Origin of the sequence: Mesorhizobium sp. CA13, from assembly GCF_020165235.1 — a bacterium.
Classification (GTDB): domain Bacteria; phylum Pseudomonadota; class Alphaproteobacteria; order Rhizobiales; family Rhizobiaceae; genus Mesorhizobium.
The window spans coordinates 694,973-717,165 of record NZ_JAIUHS010000001.1 but is presented as its reverse complement, the minus strand read 5'-3'; the positions used below and the strand labels follow the sequence as shown (position 1 = coordinate 717,165).

General features: G+C 59.6%; 16 protein-coding genes. 7 read left to right on the top strand and 9 right to left on the bottom strand.

The window, feature by feature from the left end:
• Positions 1 to 161: 161 nt before the first annotated feature.
• Both LB566_RS03665 and LB566_RS03660 read right to left on the bottom strand, forming a co-directional pair.
• A complete protein-coding gene (locus LB566_RS03665; protein ID WP_224623206.1) occupies positions 162 to 1,625 on the bottom strand; it encodes a hypothetical protein in 1,464 nt (487 codons plus the stop codon).
• A 182-nt stretch (positions 1,626 to 1,807) separates the two neighbouring features.
• A complete protein-coding gene (locus LB566_RS03660; protein WP_224623204.1) occupies positions 1,808 to 3,004 on the bottom strand; it encodes an acyltransferase family protein in 1,197 nt (398 codons plus the stop codon).
• 548 nt (positions 3,005 to 3,552) lie between these two features.
• Here LB566_RS03660 and LB566_RS03655 point away from each other — a divergent pair.
• On the top strand, positions 3,553 to 4,434 hold the full coding sequence (locus LB566_RS03655; RefSeq protein ID WP_224623202.1) for an NAD-dependent epimerase/dehydratase family protein: 882 nt from the start codon (positions 3,553 to 3,555) through the stop codon (positions 4,432 to 4,434).
• A gap of 120 nt (positions 4,435 to 4,554) precedes the next feature.
• On the opposite strand, the gene LB566_RS03650 is transcribed toward LB566_RS03655, so the two are convergent.
• The 4 genes from LB566_RS03650 to LB566_RS03635 all read right to left on the bottom strand — a co-directional run bounded on the left by LB566_RS03650 (position 4,555) and on the right by LB566_RS03635 (position 10,026).
• Positions 4,555 to 5,979, bottom strand: a complete 1,425-nt coding sequence (locus LB566_RS03650; protein ID WP_224623200.1) for a mannose-1-phosphate guanylyltransferase/mannose-6-phosphate isomerase — start codon at positions 5,977 to 5,979, stop codon at positions 4,555 to 4,557.
• A gap of 106 nt (positions 5,980 to 6,085) precedes the next feature.
• On the bottom strand, positions 6,086 to 7,525 hold the full coding sequence (locus LB566_RS03645; RefSeq protein WP_224623198.1) for a phosphomannomutase: 1,440 nt from the start codon (positions 7,523 to 7,525) through the stop codon (positions 6,086 to 6,088).
• Between the two features lie 276 nt (positions 7,526 to 7,801).
• Positions 7,802 to 8,899, bottom strand: a complete 1,098-nt coding sequence (locus LB566_RS03640) for a glycosyltransferase (protein WP_411910456.1) — start codon at positions 8,897 to 8,899, stop codon at positions 7,802 to 7,804.
• Positions 8,899 to 10,026 (bottom strand): glycosyltransferase family 4 protein, encoded by a 1,128-nt coding sequence (locus LB566_RS03635; RefSeq protein ID WP_224623194.1) that lies wholly within the window; start codon positions 10,024 to 10,026, stop codon positions 8,899 to 8,901. The genes LB566_RS03640 and LB566_RS03635 overlap by 1 nt, the downstream gene beginning before the upstream one ends.
• Positions 10,027 to 10,276: 250 nt before the next feature.
• Here LB566_RS03635 and gmd point away from each other — a divergent pair, with 250 nt between their 5' ends.
• The 3 genes from gmd (at position 10,277) to LB566_RS03620 (ending at position 14,522) form a co-directional block, all read left to right on the top strand.
• Positions 10,277 to 11,254 carry a GDP-mannose 4,6-dehydratase gene (gene gmd, locus LB566_RS03630; RefSeq protein ID WP_140878908.1) on the top strand — a complete coding sequence of 326 codons (978 nt, stop codon included), beginning with the start codon at positions 10,277 to 10,279 and terminating at the stop codon, positions 11,252 to 11,254.
• Positions 11,255 to 11,774: 520 nt separating this feature from the next.
• Entirely contained in the window at positions 11,775 to 13,763 is a 1,989-nt protein-coding gene (locus LB566_RS03625) for a nucleoside-diphosphate sugar epimerase/dehydratase (protein ID WP_224623192.1), read from the top strand.
• 219 nt (positions 13,764 to 13,982) lie between these two features.
• Entirely contained in the window at positions 13,983 to 14,522 is a 540-nt protein-coding gene (locus tag LB566_RS03620) for a sugar transferase (protein ID WP_140494844.1), read from the top strand.
• On the opposite strand, the gene LB566_RS03615 is transcribed toward LB566_RS03620, so the two are convergent.
• Positions 14,510 to 15,457 carry an NAD-dependent epimerase/dehydratase family protein gene (locus tag LB566_RS03615; protein ID WP_224623190.1) on the bottom strand — a complete coding sequence of 316 codons (948 nt, stop codon included), beginning with the start codon at positions 15,455 to 15,457 and terminating at the stop codon, positions 14,510 to 14,512. The two genes, LB566_RS03620 and LB566_RS03615, sit on opposite strands and share 13 nt — an antisense overlap.
• 17 nt (positions 15,458 to 15,474) lie before the next feature.
• A complete protein-coding gene (locus LB566_RS03610) occupies positions 15,475 to 16,752 on the bottom strand; it encodes an O-antigen ligase family protein (protein ID WP_224623627.1) in 1,278 nt (425 codons plus the stop codon).
• 481 nt (positions 16,753 to 17,233) lie between these two features.
• Here LB566_RS03610 and cysD point away from each other — a divergent pair, with 481 nt between their 5' ends.
• The 3 genes from cysD to cysQ are packed head-to-tail and all read left to right on the top strand — an operon-like array spanning position 17,234 to position 20,881.
• Positions 17,234 to 18,139, top strand: a complete 906-nt coding sequence (gene cysD / locus LB566_RS03605) for a sulfate adenylyltransferase subunit CysD (protein WP_140550973.1) — start codon at positions 17,234 to 17,236, stop codon at positions 18,137 to 18,139.
• A 2-nt stretch (positions 18,140 to 18,141) separates the two neighbouring features.
• Positions 18,142 to 20,079: a sulfate adenylyltransferase subunit CysN gene (gene cysN / locus LB566_RS03600; protein ID WP_224623188.1), complete on the top strand. Its 1,938-nt coding sequence runs from the start codon at positions 18,142 to 18,144 to the stop codon at positions 20,077 to 20,079.
• 10 nt (positions 20,080 to 20,089) lie between these two features.
• The gene (gene cysQ, locus LB566_RS03595; protein WP_224623186.1) at positions 20,090 to 20,881 is read left to right on the top strand and encodes a 3'(2'),5'-bisphosphate nucleotidase CysQ; all 792 of its coding nucleotides are present in this window, start codon (positions 20,090 to 20,092) and stop codon (positions 20,879 to 20,881) included.
• Between the two features lie 10 nt (positions 20,882 to 20,891).
• Here cysQ and LB566_RS03590 read toward each other — a convergent pair whose 3' ends face one another.
• Positions 20,892 to 22,034: a DegT/DnrJ/EryC1/StrS family aminotransferase gene (locus LB566_RS03590; RefSeq protein WP_140550970.1), complete on the bottom strand. Its 1,143-nt coding sequence runs from the start codon at positions 22,032 to 22,034 to the stop codon at positions 20,892 to 20,894.
• Between the last annotated feature and the right edge of the window lie 159 nt (positions 22,035 to 22,193).

Sequence of the window (22,193 nt, the reverse complement as noted above, 5' to 3'; positions counted from 1 at the left end):
CAGCACCAGGCGACCCCGAAAGCCTTGATCGTCGCAGTGTGAAAGACCGTCCGGCGGCGGCAGCCCACCGCGCCACCGGCCAAGCCGCAGTTTCCCGTGCTTTGACCGTTTCGTAGAACGCTTTTAAAAGCTGACGGCAGGGCCTGCCTGTGCGAACAGCGTCAGGTTCCGTCCCGCCGCAATGACCGCGTCCAGCGCCATGTGCGGCTGGATTCGATTGCCAGAATGCGCTCCCGCGCGACAGCCAAGGCAGCCTCTGCTGCCGCCAACTCAGATTGCAGGTCGGTTGATCGCTGCCTTGCACGCGCATGCTTGTCACGCCAGTCCTCGACTTCCGCGCCCAGGGCTTCGTTGACCGTGCCGAGTGCGTGGATTTGGGTGTGCAGATCGCTCGCCTCGCCCTGAGCGACCGCCAATTGCTCCCTTAGGCTCTGGACTTCATCTTTGCCTGCCGCAAATGCTCGATCCAGGTTTGCATAGTGCCCGGATGCCTCCTTCAGGCTGTCGAGCAGTTCGGCCTTCTCGGCCCTGAGTGCCTGTACGGTGTTGAGCAGTTCGGTTTTGTCGGTCTCTGCAACCCGGTCTTGCTCCTGGGCCTGTTCCTCCAGCCGCCGCACGATCCCGCGATATTCGGCTGCCGCCGACGCATCGGCCTGTGGCTCGGCTGACCAATAATCGTCGCCGCAAAACGCCAGCAACGCCTTAGTGGATACGCCGGATTGCTCCAAAAGCTCTATCGCACGCGCTTCCTGCGTCCGATAAAAATCCAGTTCGCTTGGCTGATACCAACGCTGCGGCGCATGGACACCTTCAAGATCGATGCCAGGGACGTCAAGCGCCTCCAATTGGCTCCCGGCATTCTGACGCAATTCGGGATTCTTCGTCATCCGATCGATGTCGAGTACCAGGTCGGCGTGGTCGAGGGCGTGACACAGCGCCAGCCCCCACAGAACGCAATGTTCGAGATAGCTGTCGGCGGGCGACCGATGCACACGCGAAAAATGGCCAAACTCTGCCATGATGTCGGAAGCGGAGAACGGCACAAAGGCTATAGCCTCGCGCAATGCCAGAATACTGGCTGGCGGGTTCGCCGCATTGACGCACAGCGCGCGCGCGCGCTCGAAGAATTCGTTGACCTTGTAGGACCACCACGTATCGCGCGGATTGCGGATCAGCACCAGATGCACCCCGCCCAGCCGTTCACGAAGTTTCGCGATCCGCATACCCGTCCGACATTCCTGAAATACCGGCCGGCGCGGAGAAACCTCGATGAGTGCATCGAAAAAGGCGGCCGTATCGACGCCATCGGCCGTGCCAAAAAAATCGTCATAGAGCATCGGCTTCTGCAAGACGTTCGCCCATGCGGCGTAGGTATCGTGCAGTTCCTGGAAATAGGGTTTTCCGAGATCTGGATGTCGCAATTGCGAAGCGAGCACCTGGCTGGACTGCAGCAGGACTTGCGGGTCTCGCTGCCCCAACAACGCCACTTCGTTCAGCGGCTCCTGGAATGCGTAGTAGAGCTCGGTCTGCTTGCGGAACAGCGAGTAGACGTAGGTACTGCTCGAACGCCAGGACGAGTGGATGAAGATCGGCGGCAAGCCTTTGTCGACTGCAATTTTTTTCATTGAATGCTTCCGCATGCCCGCACTTGGGTTCGTTCAACAAGAACAGTCCGGCAGAGCGGAATCCGCGCGGAAGTGCCCTGCCAGAACCTGTAGTCGTTGATTGTGTCGAATTTAGCTCGCCGCCCGATCTTGTCTCACCGGCTGGAATTTTGATTTCGATCTTGGTGAATGTGGCGAATTCTCTATTCGCCTATGTATAGGCGCTCCGGCACATCTACCCTCTTCGTTTCCGGCACGGTCGAAGGCTTGCGGGTCATGAATGGTCTTTCGACCACAATGTATGAAGCCATCGCGACAGCCACGGCAATCACAAGCATTACTGCGCTCAACGTCATATAGGCAAAAATCGAGCTTGTATTGAACAGTTTGGCGGATACCTTGATGACATACCAATTAATGACCAAATGCCACAGGTAAAGAGAATAGCTAATCTTGCCTATCAGCTGGACGGACGGCGCAAAGATCCATTTCTGAGGATTGTGTTTGCTGGCCCAAAAATAGAGGAATATGCCAAATGACACCAGCAGCAAAGGAATGCTGCGGACGGGCGCGATCGGAACATCAAGGCCCCGGATATAAAGTGCAATAACGGCAATCCATAATATGGCGAAGTAAGGTGACGCCAATATCCTCCCAAGCGTATCCAACACTTGCGGCTTCAATCTGTCGGCGTAGGACATTAGTCCACCAAGGAAGAACGCAAGCAGGAAAATTGCGTCGGAATTTCCCCCGACAATCTGCCGCGGATCCATGAAGACCATTATCAGAAATATGAGAAAGCCGGTGATCGCAGGCAGGGATTTGAAACAGGATGCCAAGGGCAGCCAAAGGTAAAATAGCCACTCCCATTTGAGCGACCATATGACATTGATACGTTGCACCGTCTCCGGGAAAAAAACGTCGTTTGTTCCGCCGAAACCAAAGGCAAGATTGCGGACGAGCAGCATGATGTGATCGAAGGTGAGGCTAGGCATCCTGGCAAGGACAAGCCAGTCAAAAAACATCACCGTGCCAACCATGACCGTCGCCGCGGGAACCAGTCTTCTCAGACGCTTGGGAAAGAATGTGGTGTAGTTAAAGCTACCCGTCAAAACCTGCGACCAGAACAGATGGCCAGTCAAAAAGAAAAACAGGATAACCCCAACTGCACCCGGGAATGAAGGGATTGGGGAGCCTGGTATGAGGTTTCCAAAATACATCATGGAGTGAGTGGTGAACACCATCATAGCTGCGATGCCGCGCACAGCCTCCAAAGGATGAGAAAACGCCTTTCCGCCGGACGGTTCTACCTTGGCCCAGCGATTGAATAGTGTGGCGACAGGCAGCGCCAACGCATAAAGAGCGCAGGAGTACACCGCAAAAAGAACTTCAAACGCCATTCATCTTACCCGGCATGATCGCGAGAGCCTTGTGCGCCCATAAACCAGCAACCAGCAATTCACCAACTCAATTCGACGGAAAAAGCTGATTGTGGTTGGTCACGCCCGGCGAAATATCCAACAACTGCACCGGACTGACCCACATGGATGAATGGTGGATCGCCCTAGGCAAAGAGCTGCAGGATCAGTAACCCATCCAGACGCGGGGCGTAGCATGACCAACTTTGCCAGTCTAGACAAACTTGAAATCGTCGGCGATGAGATGGCTCGGCGAAAGTGATCGAGGTGTTGGTGTCGAAGGTGAACACTGTGCTGGAGCCAACCTGCTGTCCGATGCCAATGATCTCCGAGAACCCTATCGTAGCCGGCGGTCGTCAGGATGTTCAGAACATCGGCCGCGCCCGTTCCGGCGATGAGGCGTCACCTGCTCGATTCAGGGAATACGCATTGAATTCGCGCGCTGGTTCGTGCCAGACAGGAGCGCGGCGTTCGGGCCATTTGCGCCGGAGTGCGGTCATTTGTGATGACAATAATGAGGCAGTCACTTCGTGAGCAAAATACTCGTTACCGGGGCTTCGGGTTTCATCGGCACCCGCCTGTGCATGTTGCTTCGAGAGCAGGGGCATACGGTGTATGGCGCGAGTTCCGGCGCGGAGCCCTTTCAACAAGGTCCCGCTTTTTCCCTTGAGAGCGCTGAAGCGGTATGGGCAGCGGTGGCCCATGCCAATCCGGATATCGTCATTCACCTGGCGGCGCTTGCCACGGTCACGGGCAACGAAGCAAGCGCCTACTACGAGATCAACGCGCTGGGCACCGAGCGCCTGATCAAGGCCGTCGACCGTCTCGGGCGGCGCACACGGCTTATCTTTGTCAGCACGGCCGGCGTCTATGGCAACCAGCCGTCCAATGTGCTCAGCGAGGATATGCCGCCTTTGCCGGTCCATCACTACGGACTGAGCAAGTTCGTTGCCGAACGGCTGACCTTTCTGGCCGCCGAACGGCACGACATCACCATCGTGCGGCCATTCAACGTCATCGGCAAAGGGCAGCGGGCGGACTTCATCGTTCCCAAGCTGGTCGACCATTTCATCCGGCGTGCGCCTGTCGTGCGTCTCGGCAATGTCGATGTCATCCGTGATTATATCAACCTCGACGCGGCATGCTCGATCCTGATCGAGGCGATCGGGGCGCCAGCCACTTTCGGTGAAGTCGTCAATCTGTGTTCGGGACGCGGAACGAAGCTGCGCGAGCTCCTGGAGGATCTGACCGGCCTGACAGGCCACAAAATTGAGATAGAAGCCGCGCCGGAATTCACGCGCAAGAATGAGGTGTGGCACCTTGTCGGCTCTGTCGAAAAGCTTAACCGCTTGCTGCCAAACCGTCTTCCGCCTTTGCCCGTTCGCGATGTCCTGGCGCAAATGCTGACCTGAAATCCAGAGCATCGGACTGAAAAGTGCGAATCTTTTTCGGATGATTCCGATGCTCAAGTAGGAGATAGAGTGGCGTCAGATTCCCATGAACGGGCGCCGATCTGGTTCAACCGCAAACCGTCAAACCCGGCCAAACTCGTCCTCGATGCGAACGATGTCGTCTTCGCCCAGATAGGATCCGGTCTGCACCTCGATCAGTTCGAGCAAGATCTTGCCGGGGTTCGCCAGCCTGTGCGTGCATCCAAGCGGAAGGTAGATGGATTGATTTTCCGTCAGCATCGAAATCGTACCGTCGATCGTCACTTCGGCTGTACCTGAAACAACGATCCAGTGCTCGGCCCGGTGAAAATGCTTTTGCAGGGAAAGCTTCTTGCCGGGCTTGACGAAAAGCCGCTTCACCTGGAAACGATCACCGTTCAGAACGGAAGAATAGCCGCCCCAAGGGCGGTATGCAGTGCGGTGGATCTCTGTAAGGTGCGACGTCTCCGGCAACGCTCTAAGCTCGCTGACAATACGGCCAACACTTTGCGCATCCGACAATTTCCCAACGAAAATCGCGTCTTCGCTGGCAACGACGACGACATCGTCAAGCCCGTGCACCGCGACATAAGCCTTCTCCGAAATGACCAACGATCGCTGCGTAGACGAAAGGCCGACGCGGCCGACAATGACATTGTCGTCGCTGCTCTTTTCACTTGCTGTCCAGACGGCGTCCCAGCTGCCCATGTCGGACCAGGAAAAATCAACGGGAACAATCGATACAATCGAAGATTTTTCAAAAACAGCGTAGTCGATCGAAATGCTGGGAGAGGCCTCGAACGATTTTCTGTCCAGGCGCACGAAATCCAGGTCGACAACCGATTTATCGACCGCATCCCGCGTAGCGGCCGAAATTTCGGGTGAGAATTTTTCCAGCTCGGAAAGGAAGGTTTCTATCCCAAACATGAACATGCCGGAATTCCAGAGGTACTTGCCTGAGGCGAGCATTCTCTGAGCTTCTTCAATGCCTGGCTTTTCCGTAAACCGCGCCACTTCATGGACGCTGGCGGAGCGCTCCTTGCCGGTCTCGATATAGCCGAAACCTGTTTCTGGCCGCGTCGGCGTGATCCCAAATGTCACCAGCCTGGCGCTGCGGGCTTCAGTCGCCGCCGTATCGACGGCAGTCCAGTAGCTTTCGTCGACAACAATGGAGTGGTCGGACGGAATGATCTGGACCACCGCGTCCTCGCCGAACTTTTGAACCGCGAAATGCGACGCCGCGGCGATCGCGGCGCTGGTATTGCGGGCGACGGGTTCCAGCAAGACGCCTGAGAGTTCACATCCGACCTCGGCTGCCTGCTCGGCGACGAGAAACCGATATTCATTGTTGGTGATAACGATCGGATCGGCATAGCGCGTGTCAGCGACCCGCTTCAGCGATTCCTGAAACAGGCTGTGCGGCCCCAACAGTGGCAAAAACTGCTTTGGCCGCGCCGAGCGCGACATCGGCCAGAGGCGCGTGCCTTGGCCGCCAGCAAGAATAATCGGAACGATCAATCCGGACATACATATTCCTCATCGAAGACAATGGAGCGTTTTAGGCAGCAAAATGCGCAAGGCAAGCGCAATTTCGCTTCTCTCCACGGCCTGTTATTTTCGCAGTCACCTTGGATTACGATTGTGCCACTGCCGCCGCCGCTCTCTCTAGGCCGGATTGCAGGATCATCTTGGAGCGTTCGGCATCGCCGGTCTCTACATAGCAACGCAACTCCGGAGCGTTTCCGGATGCGCGAAAGTGGACTGTGTCGCCATTCTCAAGTGTCATCCGAACGCCATCCATCGTGTCCGTGCCAGCCAAGTCGCCGAAATCGGCAAGAAAGTCGGCGGCGTATGACCGGCTTTCAGCCAGCCGGGCGAGGAGGGGAGCGCTCTTCTGCGATGGAATGTTCTTGAGCCTGTCGCTGACTGTGAACCGGGGCGGCAGATCGGCTGCCAGTGCAGCCACGCTTCGCTTGTTCTGCTGCGCCAACGCCAGGACGGCAATGATCGGCAAAAAGGCGTCGCGAGTGGGCAGCGCGCTCAGCACGAACCTGTCACAGTCGATATTGGAGCCAAGCAATACGCCGCCATTGGCCTCAAAGCCAACGACAAGGCGCGAACCTTCTTTTGAAGCGCGCACCATGCCTTCGATCACATAAGGCGAGCCAACCCGCGTGCGTTTTACCGATGCAAAGAGGCCGGACGCTTCGATTGCGGAGGTGGACGTGACGGGCGTGACGACTGCATCGGCGCCCAGCCAGCGAGCAGTCAGAATGCCGATGACATCGCCGCGCACAAATGCACCACTGGCGTCTGCAATCATGGGGCGGTCGGCATCCCCATCGGTGCTGACGACGGCATCGACGCGCATTGAAGCGCAGGTCTCACGCACCAACGCCGCATCTTCCGGTCGAACAGCCTCCGTGTCGACTGGAATGAAGGCTTCCGCCCTGCCAAATGGAATGCAGGAGGCACCGAGACTGGAAAGCACCTCCACGAGAAGATCGCGCGCGACTGAGGAGTGCTGATAGACCGCTATCCGCAGACCGGACAAATCGACATGGCTTGCGAGGTTGGCATAGCGTTGCTTGTAGCGATCCAAGGCTTCCGGGCTGAAGGAGGCTTCGGAACTGATAGGGGCTGATGGAGTGTCGCGGCGCGTGGTCGATCCGTCGTCAAGCTGGTCGATTATGCCGGCCTCGTCCGCTTTGTCGATTTCGCCTTCTGCCCGATAGAATTTCAGGCCATTGCGATCGTCGGGTATGTGGCTGCCGGTCACCATGATCGCCGGCCGCCTTATTCGGGCAGCCTCGAGCGCCAGCGCGGATGTCGGCAAATGCCCGCAATTCAGCGGCGTAAATCCCTGTTCGGCAATGGCTCCGAGGCAGGCAGCGGCGATCCGGGCGCTGCTGGCCCGCAAATCCTGTCCAACCAGAATCGGACCATGTTGCCTAGTCGCTCCTATGCTGCGCAGGTGGACAATGAACGCGCTTGTGTATCGTTGGCAAGCCGCATCGGTCAGATCGGTGACCAACCCACGCAGCCCACTTGTACCAAATTTGAGGTCGCTCATGTCGGTCCATGGCAGCTGGAAGGAACGGGAAATGGCGTATCTATAGCGGCGAACTGAGCTACTATGGCACGACGACATCCGTCAACCGCGTCGGCTGAAAATGGAGCCGGCATCCGTCGAAGGCATTCTTGTCAACTCGGGCGCCCGCGGCAGCAACAGCCACTCCTCCGGTTCGGCCCTCTGCTGGCTGAGACCGCCAGCCGGTGGATGCTATAGCGTGCGGCAAAGCGTCAGCGATTGCTCTCCGGCCTGATGCCCGGGATCGTCAATTCAGGATCATCCGAGCAGATTTCGATAGAGCGTAACGTAGCTGTCGATCATGGCGCCTGCCCGCAGGTGCGCCTGATAGTGCACCCGTGCCGCGTCGCCCATGCGGCGGGCAGCATCCCGGTCGGTCCAAAGCGCGCGCATGGCCCGATCCAGGGCAGGCACATCGGCTGGTGGAATGACGATCCCGGTTTCGCCGTCGCGGTTGACGAAACTTGTTCCGGTGCCGAGTTCGCAGCTGATCATCGGCCGCCCGGCCATCGCCGCTTCGACCAGCGCCAGGCCAAACGCCTCGCTGCGGACATGGGACGGAAACACGAAGGCCAGTGACAGGTGCAGCAAGGCGGCTTTGTCTGCATCGGAAAATTCGGGCACGTGAACGATGTTGGGAAGGTTGGCGTCACCCACGGCCGACGCCATATCGCCGTTGCCGGCGACAACGACCGGCAACCGGTTCTGCCGCGCGGCTTCGATCAAGAACTGCAGGCCCTTATAGTAACGCAAGGAACCGCAAAAGAGAAAAAAGCCTGATCCCACCCGCGCGCGCCATTGCTCGACCAGTGCTGGGTTGGGAGCCAGTATCGCGGGATCATCGAGCCCGATTGGAATGACCGTGGTTTTGGCCGCGTAGCGCTGCAGAACAGGGCTGCTCGCCAGGTAGTTGGGCGAGGTCGCGACGATCGCATCCACGCGGTTGAGAAAGGCGAGCATGAGCGGCCTGTAGAATGGCATCAGAAGGCGCTGCTTGACGATATCAGAATGGTAGGTGACGACGCTGGGTTTATTGACCCGGCTGACCAGATGCACCAGGTCCATGAACGGCCACGGGAAGTGGTAGTGGATGATGTCGGCGTTTTCGGCAAGTTTCTTGAAACGGCCGAACGCGTTGATCGAAAGGCCGGTGGAGGCGACATAGAAATCGAGCTTGGCCTTGTGCGCGAAATGTGAACCGGCCACCATTGCTGCGGTTTCGGACGATCTGCTGAGCGAGAGAACGTCGCTTTGAACATCGTGGTGGGCAGCACCTTCTGCTATGGTCCAGATAACGCGCTCGACGCCTCCGAAACTGTCAGGAACATAGGTTTTGAAAAAATGCAGGACCCGTATCATGTACGGTCCGCGCGTTGTGCCATCGCCTGCTGGAAACAGTCGACCAGCTTTTGGGCACTGTTGGCCCAGTCAAACCGCGCCGCATTGGGCTGAGTTCGCGCCGACAGCGTCTCGTAGAGCGGCTCGTCGGTAAGAAGACGAAAAAGGCCATCGGCGATCGAGTTGATGTCGAAAGGATCGACCAACACTCCGGCGCCCCCAACGACCTCAATCATCGACGAATTGGCCGAAGTCAAAACGGGTTTGCCGACCCGGTTTGCCTCAATGATCGGAAATCCGAATCCCTCATAGAGCGAGGGGAAGGCAACAAACCGGCAATGCCGGTACAGGCTGTCCAGCATCGCCTCGGAAACGAAGCCTAGCACTTTCACGGATCCTATAAGGTCGAGTTCAGCAACCAAGTCGGCGACATTGCGCTGCCGCCAGCCGGGCGCGCCGGCGATTGCCAGCGGGCATGCACGACGAAGCTCCGGAGCAAGCGCAGCGTAGGCCATCAGCAGGCGTTCAAGATTTTTGCGGGGCTCGAGTGTGCCGACAAAAAGCACAAAAGGTCTGTCCAGACCCTTGGGCAGGGAGGGCGTTGTTGAGTTTGCCGCCACGTCGGCGGTCGTGCCGGGATAGACGATACGCATTTTGGCGTGGGGCACCGCCAGCACGTCGTGAAGCGCGTCGGCCGTCGCGTTCGAATCGGCGACAACGATGTCCGCTGTCGCTATGGCGCGCGGCATCAACAGGCGATCTGCCAACCATCCCGAGCGGCGCATGGTCTGTCCATGATAGTACCAGACCAGGTCATGGATGGTGACTACCCTGGCAACCGTTTTCAGCATCGACAACGGCAGGCGATGAGCCGGCCCCCAGAACACGTCCAGCTTGTCCTCGGCTATCTGCCGGGGAAGGGTGATCTGTCCCCAAATATGCCGTTGGATCGCGCTGGTACGTGCTGGCGCGTCGACTCGCGACGTAACGATGAAATCGGAGGGCAGCGGCTGAGCTGGTGGCGAGGGCATATAGAGAATGAGCTGGTGGCCGGCCAACGACAAATGCCGGGCCATCTCTATGAGATAGCGCCCGATGCCGCTGAACGATGCGGTCAGGTTGCGGGCGTCGATGCCGATTTTCATTGTAACACGCACCTGGACGGCGTTGCGTTCGAACGATGATTCGCATGACGTCCGCATAGCCTTCGGCGCGATTCGAAAATGCTTTCGGCAAATCCCGGTGGGGCTTCGGCGAGACGGTGGAAACCGCTAACGTCGTGTCTTGTGCACACTGCCAAACACCATGAATTGCGGGGTGTTCGGAAGTGGACAACCCTGTATTGATGCCCTATGGGAGGGGCATGAATAGCAGTCGATTTTCTGGGAGTAGTCGTTGAAAAAGGCATTGATTACGGGCATTACCGGCCAGGACGGAGCTTATCTCGCGCAGTTACTACTGGGCAAGGGCTATGAAGTCCATGGACTTGTTCGCCGGTCCAGCCATGCGGAAGTTACCGACCATCGGTTGCGCTGGCTTGGCATCGAGAACGACGTCCATTTCGTCGACGGCGACCTTAGCGATCTTGCCGGCCTCATGCGCACCTTCAAGCTGGTAAGGCCCGATGAGGTCTATAATCTTGCCGCGCAGTCGTTCGTCCATTCGTCGTGGCAGCAACCGCTTCTCACTGCCCAGATAACCGCTCTTGGCGTCACCAACGTGCTCGAATGTGTTCGGCTCGAATGTCCGGAAGCGCGTTTCTATCAGGCTTCGTCTTCGGAGATGTTCGGCCTTATCCAGGAAGAGATGCAGAGCGAAACGACACCGTTCTACCCGCGCTCGCCCTATGCGGTCGCCAAGCTCTATGGACACTGGATAACGATCAATTATCGTGAAAGCTTCAATCTGCACGCTTCTTCAGGTATTTTGTTCAATCACGAATCGCCGCTCCGCGGCAAAGAATTCGTTACCCGCAAGGTTACGCATGCGGTCGCCCGCATCAGTCTTGGCCAGCAAGACGAGCTCAAGATGGGCAACATCGACGCCAAGCGGGATTGGGGGCATGCCCGAGATTACGTGAAAGCGATGTGGCTGATGCTGCAGCAGGACAAGCCTGATGACTTCGTCGTGGCCACCGGACGCACCACGACAGTGCGTGACATGATCCGTATCGCCTTCAACCATGTCGGCCTCGATCCTGATGCCTATGTCAAGATCGACCCGGCGCTGTTCCGTCCGGCGGAGGTCGAAGTTTTGCTCGGCAATCCCGCCAAAGCCAAGGCCAAGCTTGGCTGGAGCACCAACATCACGCTCGAAGAGATGATTGCCGAAATGGTGGACGCCGATATCGCCCGTTTGAAGCGAAACGCGTAAGGTCTTCCCATTCGGCCGTATGTGCTCGTTGGGATCAGCTTGAAACGAATTCGAAGTGCATCCGGCGCATTGCCTTGATGTTCCTTCATCCAAGGTCAACTGCAACTCGCGCTGCTTTCGGGCATTTCAATTGCCCGGTTGGGACCGGGGCTTGGCTCACAGGATTCCCGGATGACTCCGATGAATCGCAAAAAAGACCCATTCACAACCATTGTGACGGTCATGGCAACGCATTCGCAAGAAGGTTGAATGCCGCGCTGTATCGGAGGCCGTGCCCCTTGGAAGGGAACTATCGGCCTGTCCTTACGACCTAGCGTTGTTCTCCGAATTGAAATAAACATAAGCGTCAGCTTAACCAAGCGTTGTTTGAAAAAAACATCTGGCTATGATCTCAGCCCCGCAGTATGCGATACACAGGACGGCGGGGCCGGAGATGGTGCGTTGAAGGGGCGGCGAATGATCTTGGTGTCCGCACTTTGCCGGTGCCTATAGCCGAGAGCCTGGAGTCTAGTGCCGTTCTATGAATTCTTACCTCGAAGCTGTCTTCGGACTCAGGCCGGGAATGCGGCGCGCCTTCATCATGGTCCAGGACGTAGTTATGGTCTTGGTCGCGGTAGCGCTCAGCCTGGTTTTGTCGCGCTCGGATCTCTCGTTTGATGCATTCTCCCGCGAGGGTCTTGCTACCTGGGCGAGTATCGTCCTCATAAGCCATCTTCTGTTCAGATATTCCGGGCTCTACACCACGGTCTGGCGCTTTGCCTCGACGCCGGATTTTTTCAACATCCTCAAGAGCTGCTCGATTTTGACGCTAGTTCTTTATGGCGCTTCGTTGGTGGTTCGTGCTTTCCAGCCGGTCGCAGGCCTCAATGAGCGTCAGTTTATCGTCTTCTTCCTCGTCTCTTTCACCATCATCTCGGCGCCGCGGCTGTTCTACCGTTTCCTGCGCGACGGTGCGAGTTGGGGTATCCTGAACCGCAAGACCGACAAGACGCAAGTCAAGCAAGCGTTGTTCGTCGGCCGCCTCGGCGAGGCCGACTTGATCATTCGCTTCACGCGCACGGCGCAACCCGCGGATTATTCCATCGCCGGTGTCATGGCGATTGAGCACGGTGTTCCGCAGGGCACTCGGATCCAGGGCGTTCCCGTGGTGGCCACCCGCCCCCGCCTGATCGAGGTGCTGGAAGAATACGCCAAGGGTACGACGAGCCTGGACCTGCTGATTTTCGGCAGCGGCGCCGAACATGAGATCGAGGAGTATTCGGAGCTCGTCCGTGTTGCCCGGCAAGGCGACATAGCGGTGGTGCAGTTCTCAGGGCTTTCGCAGCTTGGTCAGGAAGGAAAGCTCGTTCTCGACGAGGTCGAGATGGAAACGATCCTGCGCCGCCCCACGGTTCCGTCCGACATCGAACGCATCGGGGCCTTCGTCGGCGGCAAGCGCGTCCTGGTCACCGGCGGCGCCGGTTCCATCGGCCGCACCCTGGTCAAGAGGTCACTGGAACTGGGCGCGGAGGCGGTGCTGGTCGCCGACAATTCCGAGTTCGGCATTTTCCAGTTGAGCCAATATGTCGAAGAGAAGGACCACGACCGCCTCAAGGTCCGCATTGTCGATGTCGCCGACCGGCGCCAGATGACGCGTGTCGTCACCGAGTTCAAGCCGGACATCGTTTTCCACGCCGCGGCACTGAAGCATGTGCCTTTGCTCGAGGAAAACTGGGATTCGGCCATCCAGACCAATGTCTTCGGAACGCTTGTCTGCGCCGAGGTTGCCGCCAAATGCGGCGTCAAGCAATTCGTGCTTATTTCGAGCGACAAGGCCGTGGATCCGACATCCGTGCTGGGCCTGACGAAGCGGGCGGCCGAACAGATCGTCAGCGCCTTGCATGAAACGCCCGCCGGCGAGCCCGGCGCACGGCGCCCCGCCACCAAGTTCATAGCCGTTCGGTTCGGCAATGTCTTTGGCAGCAATGGCTCGGTCGCAACCATATTCCAGGCGCAGATCGAGGCCGGGGGTCCGGTCACCATAACCGACCGGCGCATGACGCGCTATTTCATGACCGTGGCCGAAGCCGTCGACCTCGTCATCATGTCGGCGGCCGATGCCGCCTCGCGGCAAGCCGGCGACGACTACGCCGTCTACATGCTCGACATGGGCAAACCGGTGCCGATCCTCGAAGTTGCCGAGACCATGATCCGCATGTCCGGAAAAAGCCCATACACGGACATCCCCATTCGCTTCACCGGAATCCGGCCGGGTGAAAAACTCCATGAAACGTTGCACGGTGAGGATGAGGAGCTGGTCGAACTCGGCATTTCGAAGATCTTTGGCCTGAGCACCGATGTCGCGGAATGGTCCGATGTCCAGGCGGCGCTTGCGGCCCTGCAGCAATCCGTGAAGAGCCAGGACAAGGCATCCTCGCTCACTGTGCTTGCGGGTCTTGACCATACCAAGAAGGCAAGAGGGGACGTGCCTGAGGCCGTGATCCCGAAAGCGGCCGGGCAGGCGAACTGATGCTTCAAAAGACGCTGGCCCTCTTCGGCGCTTGAGCAGCCTGCGCAAGAGCGGCATTTATCGGCGGACCTTCGGGACCCTGGGGCGCTGGCTGGCATTCCTCTGCGGGCGCATCTGAGCAGGCGAGGGGTCGAGCTTGGTCGAACGATAGCCTCATGCTACGTCGAGCGGATTCGTATTTTCGTCTTTGGTTTGGGCAACGAGCACTATCGGCGGTTCATGAAGACAGCCAAGCAAATCTTCGATCTTGCCGGCGCGGCGCTGCTGCTCCTGGTCACGTCGCCCGTCCTGGCGCTCGCTGTCCTGGCTGTTCGTATATCGTCGCCCGGTCCGGCCATCTTTTCTCAAACGCGGGTTGGCCGCGATGGCGTGCTCTTTCGCTGTCACAAATTGCGCACGATGTATGTCGGCACGCCCTCCTTGCCTTCGCACGAGGCGCCGGCGAATGCCGTGACGCCGGCCGGAAAGACCCTGCGGAAGTTCAAGCTCGATGAACTGCCGCAGTTCTGGAATGTTCTGAAGGGCGAGATGAGCTTGGTCGGACCGCGTCCCTGTCTGCCGACGCAAACCGAGCTGATCGAGTGCCGCCGACGGCTGGGCGTTTCATCGGCGCTTCCCGGCATCACCGGCCTGGCACAGGTCAAGGGCATCGACATGTCGGACCCGGCCCTATTGGCCGAAACCGATGCCGACTATCTCAAGGTCGCGTCGATCGGCCTTGATCTTCGCATCCTGCTCGCGACGATTTATCCAGGTTGAGCTTGCCTGCTGCGCGCCGCGATTTCGCTTAGACGATCAAGCGTCGCTGTTTCCGGCAGCCAGCCCTGCGAGATGAGCAAGGAAGGGTCGCATATCTGTGTCGCCGTCATGCTCTCCCAAAACGCCCGCTTGCCTAGCGCCACCGCGGCCATCCGCATCAGGCTGGCCGGTACGGCAGTCAGGCGCGCCGGCCGCCCAAGTCCCTTACGGAAGGCGCTTACGACGGCCGCCATCGACACCGGAGACACGTCGCTGGCTAAATAGGCAGGGCTAAGCGGCCCCGGATGAGACAACAAATGCCGCACGGCTTGCGCCGCTGCGTCGGCCGACACCAGCGAGCGGGTTCCTGTCAGAATACCCGTCGGCAGCGGCAGGCTCGTATCGGCGAGGCGTAGCAGCATCGCCAGATTGCCTTTCATGCCGCTTGCGTAGGCGGCAGGCAGGCGCAGCACGACGGCGTCGGCGCGGCCGTGCGATGCATAGGCGTCCAGGACCCTGATCTCGCCCTCGCGTTTCGAGCGCCCGTAGGCGCATTGCGGATCGGGGACCGTATGCTCGTCTATCGTTGCACTGACGCGGGCGCCGATCACGGCCCGGACCGATGACAGTTGGATGAAGCGTCCGCTTGCCTGCATGGCAGCGGCATGCGCCAGCCGAGCGCTCAACTCCGCGTTGGCCGCTCGGTAGTCGGCTTGGGTGGCCCCGCCTTGATCATTGTTCAGGCCGGCGCAATGAACGACGTCCGTGACATCACGAGTAACGGCAAGAAAGGCCTCGGCCGGCGCATCGAAACGCGGCAAGGCGACGATGTCGCTGCCCGAACCAAGCCTTTCGGGATAGCGCGAGGCGAGGCGAACCTCCACGCCCGCCTCGCGAAGCCTTTGCACGACGAGACGTCCGATGAAGCCCGATGCGCCTGTGACCAAGACCTTCATTGCCTTGCCCGGAGCCGTTATTGCGTGACTGGCGGATGTGGCATCTCTTCCGGCAACGGGGCCTGGCGGCCCGACGCAAGATAGGTCCCGGACACCAGGAAGACCATGAATACCGAGTCCAGGATGTCTTGGCCGATCAGGATGCCCGTCATTCCGGCCGTCAGATAAGTGATCACCAGGACGACGACCATGGTGGCGCCAAAGCGCTCGATCGGGTCGGCGCTGTTGCGCAAGACCCGGGCGGCGTTTCTGGCGGCGACGACAAAGATCGCCGCCAAAGTCACGGCGCCCAGGATGCCCGCCTGCACCAATGCGGTCAGAAAACCGTTGTGGAAATGGTTGTAGCCCTGCGACTTCGCGAACAGGTCTTGAAAACCTTGGTTGATCAAAGGCCGACTGGCACCCACTCCATGTCCGAACAAGGGCATGTCGCGGAATGCCTTCAGGCCGATGTCCCAAAGGGCAACACGTATTCCAAGCGAGGTGTCGGAATTGCCGTGCGCCCCAAGCGCGTCCCAATCAGAGCGCAGAAAATCGAATCTGTCGGATATCGTATGGAAGCCGATAGCGGCGACCGCGACGCCGATAGCCGCCAGCAGAAGCAGCAGACGGACGGCATTCTTCCCTTTCAGCCAATGCTGGTTGATCAACAGCACGGCAATGCCGGAAATCAGCAGCGCCAGCCAGATGATGCGCGTGCCGGAATAGATGATGGCGATCGTTCCGCCGAGCGCTGCGCAGATCAGCGCACTCCTGTGTCTTTCGATGCCCGACAGGGCACCGGCCACGCAGGCCATCACTGCAAGGCAGACGACCGTGGCGAACACGATCGCATTTCCCGCTCCGCCCTCCGCCCTCATCCCGATCCAATATTGCTGGATGATTGCCAACAGCAGCGCGACGAAACAGGCGGCCATGCTGCTGAGGATGATGATCCGGACAAGGGTTGTTTTCTGCGTAATGCTCCAGGTTGAATAGGAGAGGGGGAAAAACAGGAAGGTGACGAGCGGAATGAGATGCGGCGCATCCCTGACGATTGCGTTGTTGGCGAGCGAAGCCAGGAGATTTGCCGCGCAATAGGCATAGATCGCGACCGTGAGCGCCATCATCGCTCGGTCGATGTTGAAGCGCCTCTTTTTCGAGGCGATCAAAAGAACCGACCACAGGCCGCCGCCGTTGAACACGAAGCTCACCGCCGACCCCAGGACCGGTGGAAAAAAGAAGCAAGCGATGGAAAAATAGATATTGATCCGCGAGGGCGAGAATTGCTGCCTTATCGATGAAAGCTGGCTCAAGGGCGGCTCACCATTCTCGGACGCTTCACACGGCGGATTGTCTGACGGCGGCGAACATAGCCCTGCCGAAATTGCCCGTGTCGCATCGTGCATCTGCCCGCTTTCAGTGGCCGGTATAGCGGCTTGGGTCTTTTCCTGAAAGTGCATCAGGGCCGATTGCCACCGAAAATCGGCAGCCGCTGACAGACGATCGGATTGGGCGCGGCGAGACTGCGTGCTTTTCATCAAGCAATTTTTTCCCCCGCATTTTCTCAGCCGCCGGCGTGACAAGCAGGAATTTCCGGATTTTGACGCATGGATGGAAAATTCATTCCCGAACCACTCCTTGCCGGGCGCGTCTTGCATTGTTCTGGGCAGCGGCGATCTGCTAGAACGCCCGCAAGAATAACATTGTCCAGAAGCAAGCTTGAACCGGGCGCGAAGCTCGATGATTTGATGCCAGGTCTTCTGTCGGAAGGCACGAGAGAACGCTAGACAGGCCATGACAACAGCGCTTACGCACCTGCAGCGGCTTGAGGCCGAGTCAATCCACATATTCCGTGAAGTCGCGGCCGCCTTCGCCAAGCCGGTCATGCTCTATTCCGTAGGCAAGGACTCGTCCGTGCTGATGCACCTGGCGATGAAGGCGTTCTATCCCGCCAAGCCGCCCTTTCCGTTCCTTCATGTCGACACAACCTGGAAATTTCGCGAGATGATCGCCTTTCGCGATCAGATGGCGCAAAAACTCGGCTTCGATCTCCTGGTTCACGTCAACCAGGATGGCGTGCGCGACAACATCAATCCCTTCGATCATGGCTCGAACACGCACACCCATGTGATGAAGACAGTGGCGCTGCGCCAGGCGCTCGACAAATACGGTTTCGATGCCGCCTTTGGCGGCGCTCGCCGCGACGAGGAAAAATCGCGCGCCAAGGAGCGCATCTTTTCCTTCCGCAACGCCCAGCATGTCTGGGATCCGAAGAACCAGCGCCCCGAAATGTGGAAGATCTTCAACACCCGCATCGCCACGGGTGAATCGATCCGCGTCTTTCCGCTGTCCAACTGGACCGAGCTCGACATCTGGCAGTACATCCTGCAGGAGAACATCCCGATCGTGCCGCTCTATTTCGCCAAGCAGCGGCCGGTCGTCGAACGCGATGGCATGCTCATCCTCAAGGACGACGATCGCATGAAATTGCGCCCCGGTGAGACGGTCGAGAACCGGCTGGTGCGCTTCCGCACGCTCGGCTGCTACCCGCTGACCGGCGCCATCGAATCGGAAGCCGACACGCTCGAGGCCATCGTCGGCGAGATGCTGACCGCGCGCACCTCCGAACGGCAGGGCCGCCTGATCGACCGGGACGAAGCCGGCTCGATGGAAAAGAAGAAGCGCGAGGGGTATTTCTGACCATGCGCCACATCATGGCAAAGAGCCTCGCACCTACCGACGGCGTCCGCGACTATCTGGCGGCGCAGGAGAAGAAGTCGCTGCTGCGCTTCCTCACCTGCGGCTCCGTCGACGATGGCAAGTCGACGCTGATCGGCCGCCTGCTGTCCGACACCAAGCAGATTTTCGAGGACCAGCTCGCCGCGCTCGAACGCGATTCGCGCAAGCATGGCACGACCGGCGACGACATCGATTTCGCGCTGCTGGTCGACGGCCTCGAAGCCGAGCGCGAGCAAGGCATCACAATCGACGTCGCCTATCGCTTCTTCGCCACGCCAAAGCGCAAATTCATTGTCGCCGACACGCCCGGCCACGAGCAGTACACGCGCAACATGGCCACCGGCGCGTCCACCGCCGACCTGGCGATCGTGCTGATCGATGCGCGGCAAGGCGTGCTGCGCCAGACCAGGCGCCACTCGATCATCGCCTCGCTGCTCGGCATCCGCCATATCGTGCTGGCCGTCAACAAGATCGATCTCGTCGATTTCGACCAGGCGGTCTTCGACCGGATCACGCAGGACTATCAGCAGTTTTCGCGCGATCTCGGCTTTGAGACCATCGTGCCGATCCCGATGTCGGCGCGCTACGGCGACAACGTCACCGGCCGCTCCGACAGGATGGAATGGTATTCCGGCCCGACGCTGATCGAACATCTCGAAACCGTTTCGGTCGACGAGGCCGCGGCCGAGTTGCCGTTCCGTTTTCCGGTGCAGTACGTCAACCGTCCCAATCTCGATTTTCGTGGCTTCGCCGGAACGATCGCCTCGGGCGCGATCTCGCAAGGCGACGAGGTCGTCGTCGCCAAGTCTGGCAAATCCTCCCGCGTCAGGCGCATCGTCGCGCAGGGTGGCGACCTTGCCCAGGCGGTTGCCGGCCAGGCCATCACGCTTGTCCTCGATGACGAGGTGGAGATTTCCAGGGGCAACATGCTGGTGGCGCCTGCCGCACGCCCGCAGGTCGCCGACCAGTTCGCCGCCAACATCGTCTGGTTCGACGAACATGCGCTGCTGCCGGGCCGCTCCTATATCCTGCGCACCGAGACCGACCAGACCAGCGCCACCGTCACCGATCTGAAATACCGGGTCAATGTCAATGACTTTGCCCGTGAAGCTGCCAAGTCGCTCGAGATGAACGAGGTGGGCATCTGCAACATCTCGACGCGCACGCCGATCGCTTTCGACCCCTTCGCCGAGAACCGTACCACCGGCGCCTTCATCCTGATCGACCGCATCAGCAACGCCACCGTCGGCGCCGGCATGATCCTGCATTCGCTGCGCCGTGCCGAGAACATCCATTGGCAATCGCTCGATGTCGGCAAGCGGGTACGTGCCGACATCAAGAACCAGCGGCCCGCCGTGTTCTGGTTCACCGGGCTGTCGGGCTCGGGCAAATCGACCATCGCCAACCTGTTCGAGAAGAAGCTGTTCGCCTCCGGGCGCCATACCTACATTCTCGATGGTGACAACGTCCGCCACGGCCTCAACCGCGATCTCGGCTTTACCGACGCCGACCGCGTCGAAAACATCCGCCGCGTCGCCGAAGTGGCCCGCCTCATGGCCGATGCCGGGCTGATCGTCATCGTTTCCTTCATTTCGCCCTTCAGCGCCGAGCGGCGCATGGCCCGCGAATTGATGGCCGAAGGCGAGTTCGTCGAAGTGTTCGTCGACACGCCGTTCGAGGAATGCGCCAGGCGTGACCCGAAAGGCCTCTACGCCCGCGCGCTCAATGGCGAGATCAAGAACTTCACCGGTGTCGACTCGCCTTACGAAGCGCCGGAAAAACCGGAAATCCATCTGAAGACACTCGGCAAATCGGCCGAGGAGATGGTAGATGCCCTGGAACACTGGCTGAACGAGCGTGACATTGCCGAAGACCAATACGACAATGGCGGCGGCATCTGACGACAGGTCGATGCTCGAAATTTTCGAGGGGCTCGCTTTGGCGGCCGGCCGCGAGGTCATGCGTGTGTTCCACGCCGGCTGCGCGGTCGACCAGAAATCAGATTCCTCGCCGGTGACCGAGGCGGACCGCGAGAGCGAGAAGATCATTCTGGCCGGATTGCGTGCCGCCTTTCCCGACATTCCCTGCGTGGCCGAGGAAGAAGCATCCGCCGGCATCGTGCCGCCGGACCTGGACGGGGCTTTCTTCCTGATCGATCCGCTGGACGGCACCAAGGAATTCGTCAATCGCCGCACCGATTTCACCGTCAACATCGCGCTTGTCCGTCATGGCGTGCCCGAAGTCGGCGTCGTCTTCGCGCCCTGCACGGGGCGCTTCTTTTCCGGGCTGCCGGGGAGGGCGGAATGCCTCGAAATAGTTGGCGACTACCGCATCGCTTCTCGCCGGCCGATTTCGGTGAGAGCGGCTGCGACGCCGCTGGCTGTGGTTGCGAGCCGCTCCCACAACACGCCCGAAACCGAAGCCTATATTCGCGACCTAGGCGTCGCCGAGATCGTCTCTGTCGGCTCGTCGCTGAAATTCTGTCTGGTCGCCAATGGCGAAGCGGACATTTATCCGCGTTTCGGTCGTACCATGGAGTGGGATACCGCAGCCGGCGATGCCGTGCTGCGCGCCGCCGGCGGCATCACGCGCACGCTGGACGGACAGCCCTTGATGTATGGCAAGCGAAACCAGGGCGGCGATGCGGATTTCGCCAATCCGCATTTCATCGCCAGCGGCAGGGCAGGGGCAAGCCCCGCCTGAAGCCGGCTGGTTACTCGGCCGCGGCCTGCGCCGAGTTCGATCCGACATAGTTGCGGATTGTCTCGATGATCCGGTCCTGATCGGCTTCGCTGAGATAGGGGTGCATCGGCAGGCACAGGATGCGCTTCGGCAATTGCTCGGATACGGCAAGGCCGGTCGGCGTTCTCGGATAGTCGCGATAGGCGATCTGCTCGTGCAGCGGCTTCACATAGTAGATGACCGACGGAATGCCTTTTTCGCCGAGATGAGCCTTCAGCCCGTCGCGCTTGGGCGTCTCGATGGCGTATTGCGCCCAGGCCGAGCGGCTGCCATCCAGGTTGCGGGCTGCCGTGACGACATCGCCAAGCCCTTCCGCATAACGGTTCGCCACCGTTTGCCGGGCAACCATCTCGTCCTCGAGAATGGCGAGCTTTTCGATCAGGATCGCGGCCTGCAGCGTGTCGAGCCGTGAATTGATGCCGACCCGGATGTTGTCATATTGCGTCTCGCCCTTGCCGTGGAAGGCGAAGGAGCGCAGCTTGTCGGCCAAGGCATCGTCGTTGGTGAACATCGCTCCACCGTCGCCGTAGCAGCCGAGCGGCTTCGCTGGATAGAAACTGGTCGAGCCGACCGTGCCGAACGACCCGCACATCTTGCCGTCCGCCGAACCGCCCATCGACTGGGCGGCATCCTCGATCACCATCAGGCCCTCCCGATCGGCGATCGCCATGATGGCATCGTAGTCGGCGGCAAGGCCGAAGAGGTCGACCGGAATGATCGCCCTGGGCTTCAGCCGGCCTTCGTTCTTGATCATCGTGATCGCCGCCTCGAGGCTGGCGATATCGATGTTGTAGGTGTTGGGATCGACGTCGACGAACACCGGCTCGGCCTTGGCGAGCGCTACCACTTCCGCCGTGGCGGCAAAAGTGAAGCTCGGAACGAACACGGCATCGCCCGGGCCGATCCCGGCGGCGAACAGCGGCAAAAGCAGTGCGTCGGTGCCGTTGGCGCAGGCCACGACATGCTTGACGCCGACATAGGCGGCGAGCTTTTTCTCGAATTCGGCTACCTGGGGACCGAGGATATAGCGGCCGTCCTCAACGACATGGTCGATCGCGGCCTTCAGCCGGTCGCGGATTCGTTCGCGCTGTGCGCCAAGATCGATGAACTGCATGTCGTCCTCAAACGATTTTTAACCAGGCGGTCTAGCCTCGGCCCGCTGGTATCAGAGTTGCGCCTGCCGAGAAAGCCGGGCGCGCGGAGCGACAGATTGCCCGGTCATGGCGGTCTGTTACCGGATTTCCCGGTGCTGGTCAGCCAGACGCCGGAAATC

What these genes read in the sequence shown, in the direction of transcription:
- LB566_RS03665 (WP_224623206.1), bottom strand. Translation starts at nt 1,625, where the DNA reads ATGAAAAAAATTGCAGTCGACAAAGGCTTGCCGCCGATCTTCATCCAC.
- LB566_RS03660 (WP_224623204.1), bottom strand. Translation starts at nt 3,004, where the DNA reads ATGGCGTTTGAAGTTCTTTTTGCGGTGTACTCCTGCGCTCTTTATGCG.
- LB566_RS03650 (WP_224623200.1), bottom strand. Translation starts at nt 5,979, where the DNA reads ATGTCCGGATTGATCGTTCCGATTATTCTTGCTGGCGGCCAAGGCACG.
- LB566_RS03645 (WP_224623198.1), bottom strand. Translation starts at nt 7,525, where the DNA reads ATGAGCGACCTCAAATTTGGTACAAGTGGGCTGCGTGGGTTGGTCACC.
- LB566_RS03635 (WP_224623194.1), bottom strand. Translation starts at nt 10,026, where the DNA reads ATGAAAATCGGCATCGACGCCCGCAACCTGACCGCATCGTTCAGCGGC.
- LB566_RS03625 (WP_224623192.1), top strand. Translation starts at nt 11,775, where the DNA reads ATGAATTCTTACCTCGAAGCTGTCTTCGGACTCAGGCCGGGAATGCGG.
- LB566_RS03620 (WP_140494844.1), top strand. Translation starts at nt 13,983, where the DNA reads ATGAAGACAGCCAAGCAAATCTTCGATCTTGCCGGCGCGGCGCTGCTG.
- LB566_RS03615 (WP_224623190.1), bottom strand. Translation starts at nt 15,457, where the DNA reads ATGAAGGTCTTGGTCACAGGCGCATCGGGCTTCATCGGACGTCTCGTC.
- cysD (WP_140550973.1), top strand. Translation starts at nt 17,234, where the DNA reads ATGACAACAGCGCTTACGCACCTGCAGCGGCTTGAGGCCGAGTCAATC.
- cysN (WP_224623188.1), top strand. Translation starts at nt 18,142, where the DNA reads ATGCGCCACATCATGGCAAAGAGCCTCGCACCTACCGACGGCGTCCGC.
- cysQ (WP_224623186.1), top strand. Translation starts at nt 20,090, where the DNA reads ATGCTCGAAATTTTCGAGGGGCTCGCTTTGGCGGCCGGCCGCGAGGTC.
- LB566_RS03590 (WP_140550970.1), bottom strand. Translation starts at nt 22,034, where the DNA reads ATGCAGTTCATCGATCTTGGCGCACAGCGCGAACGAATCCGCGACCGG.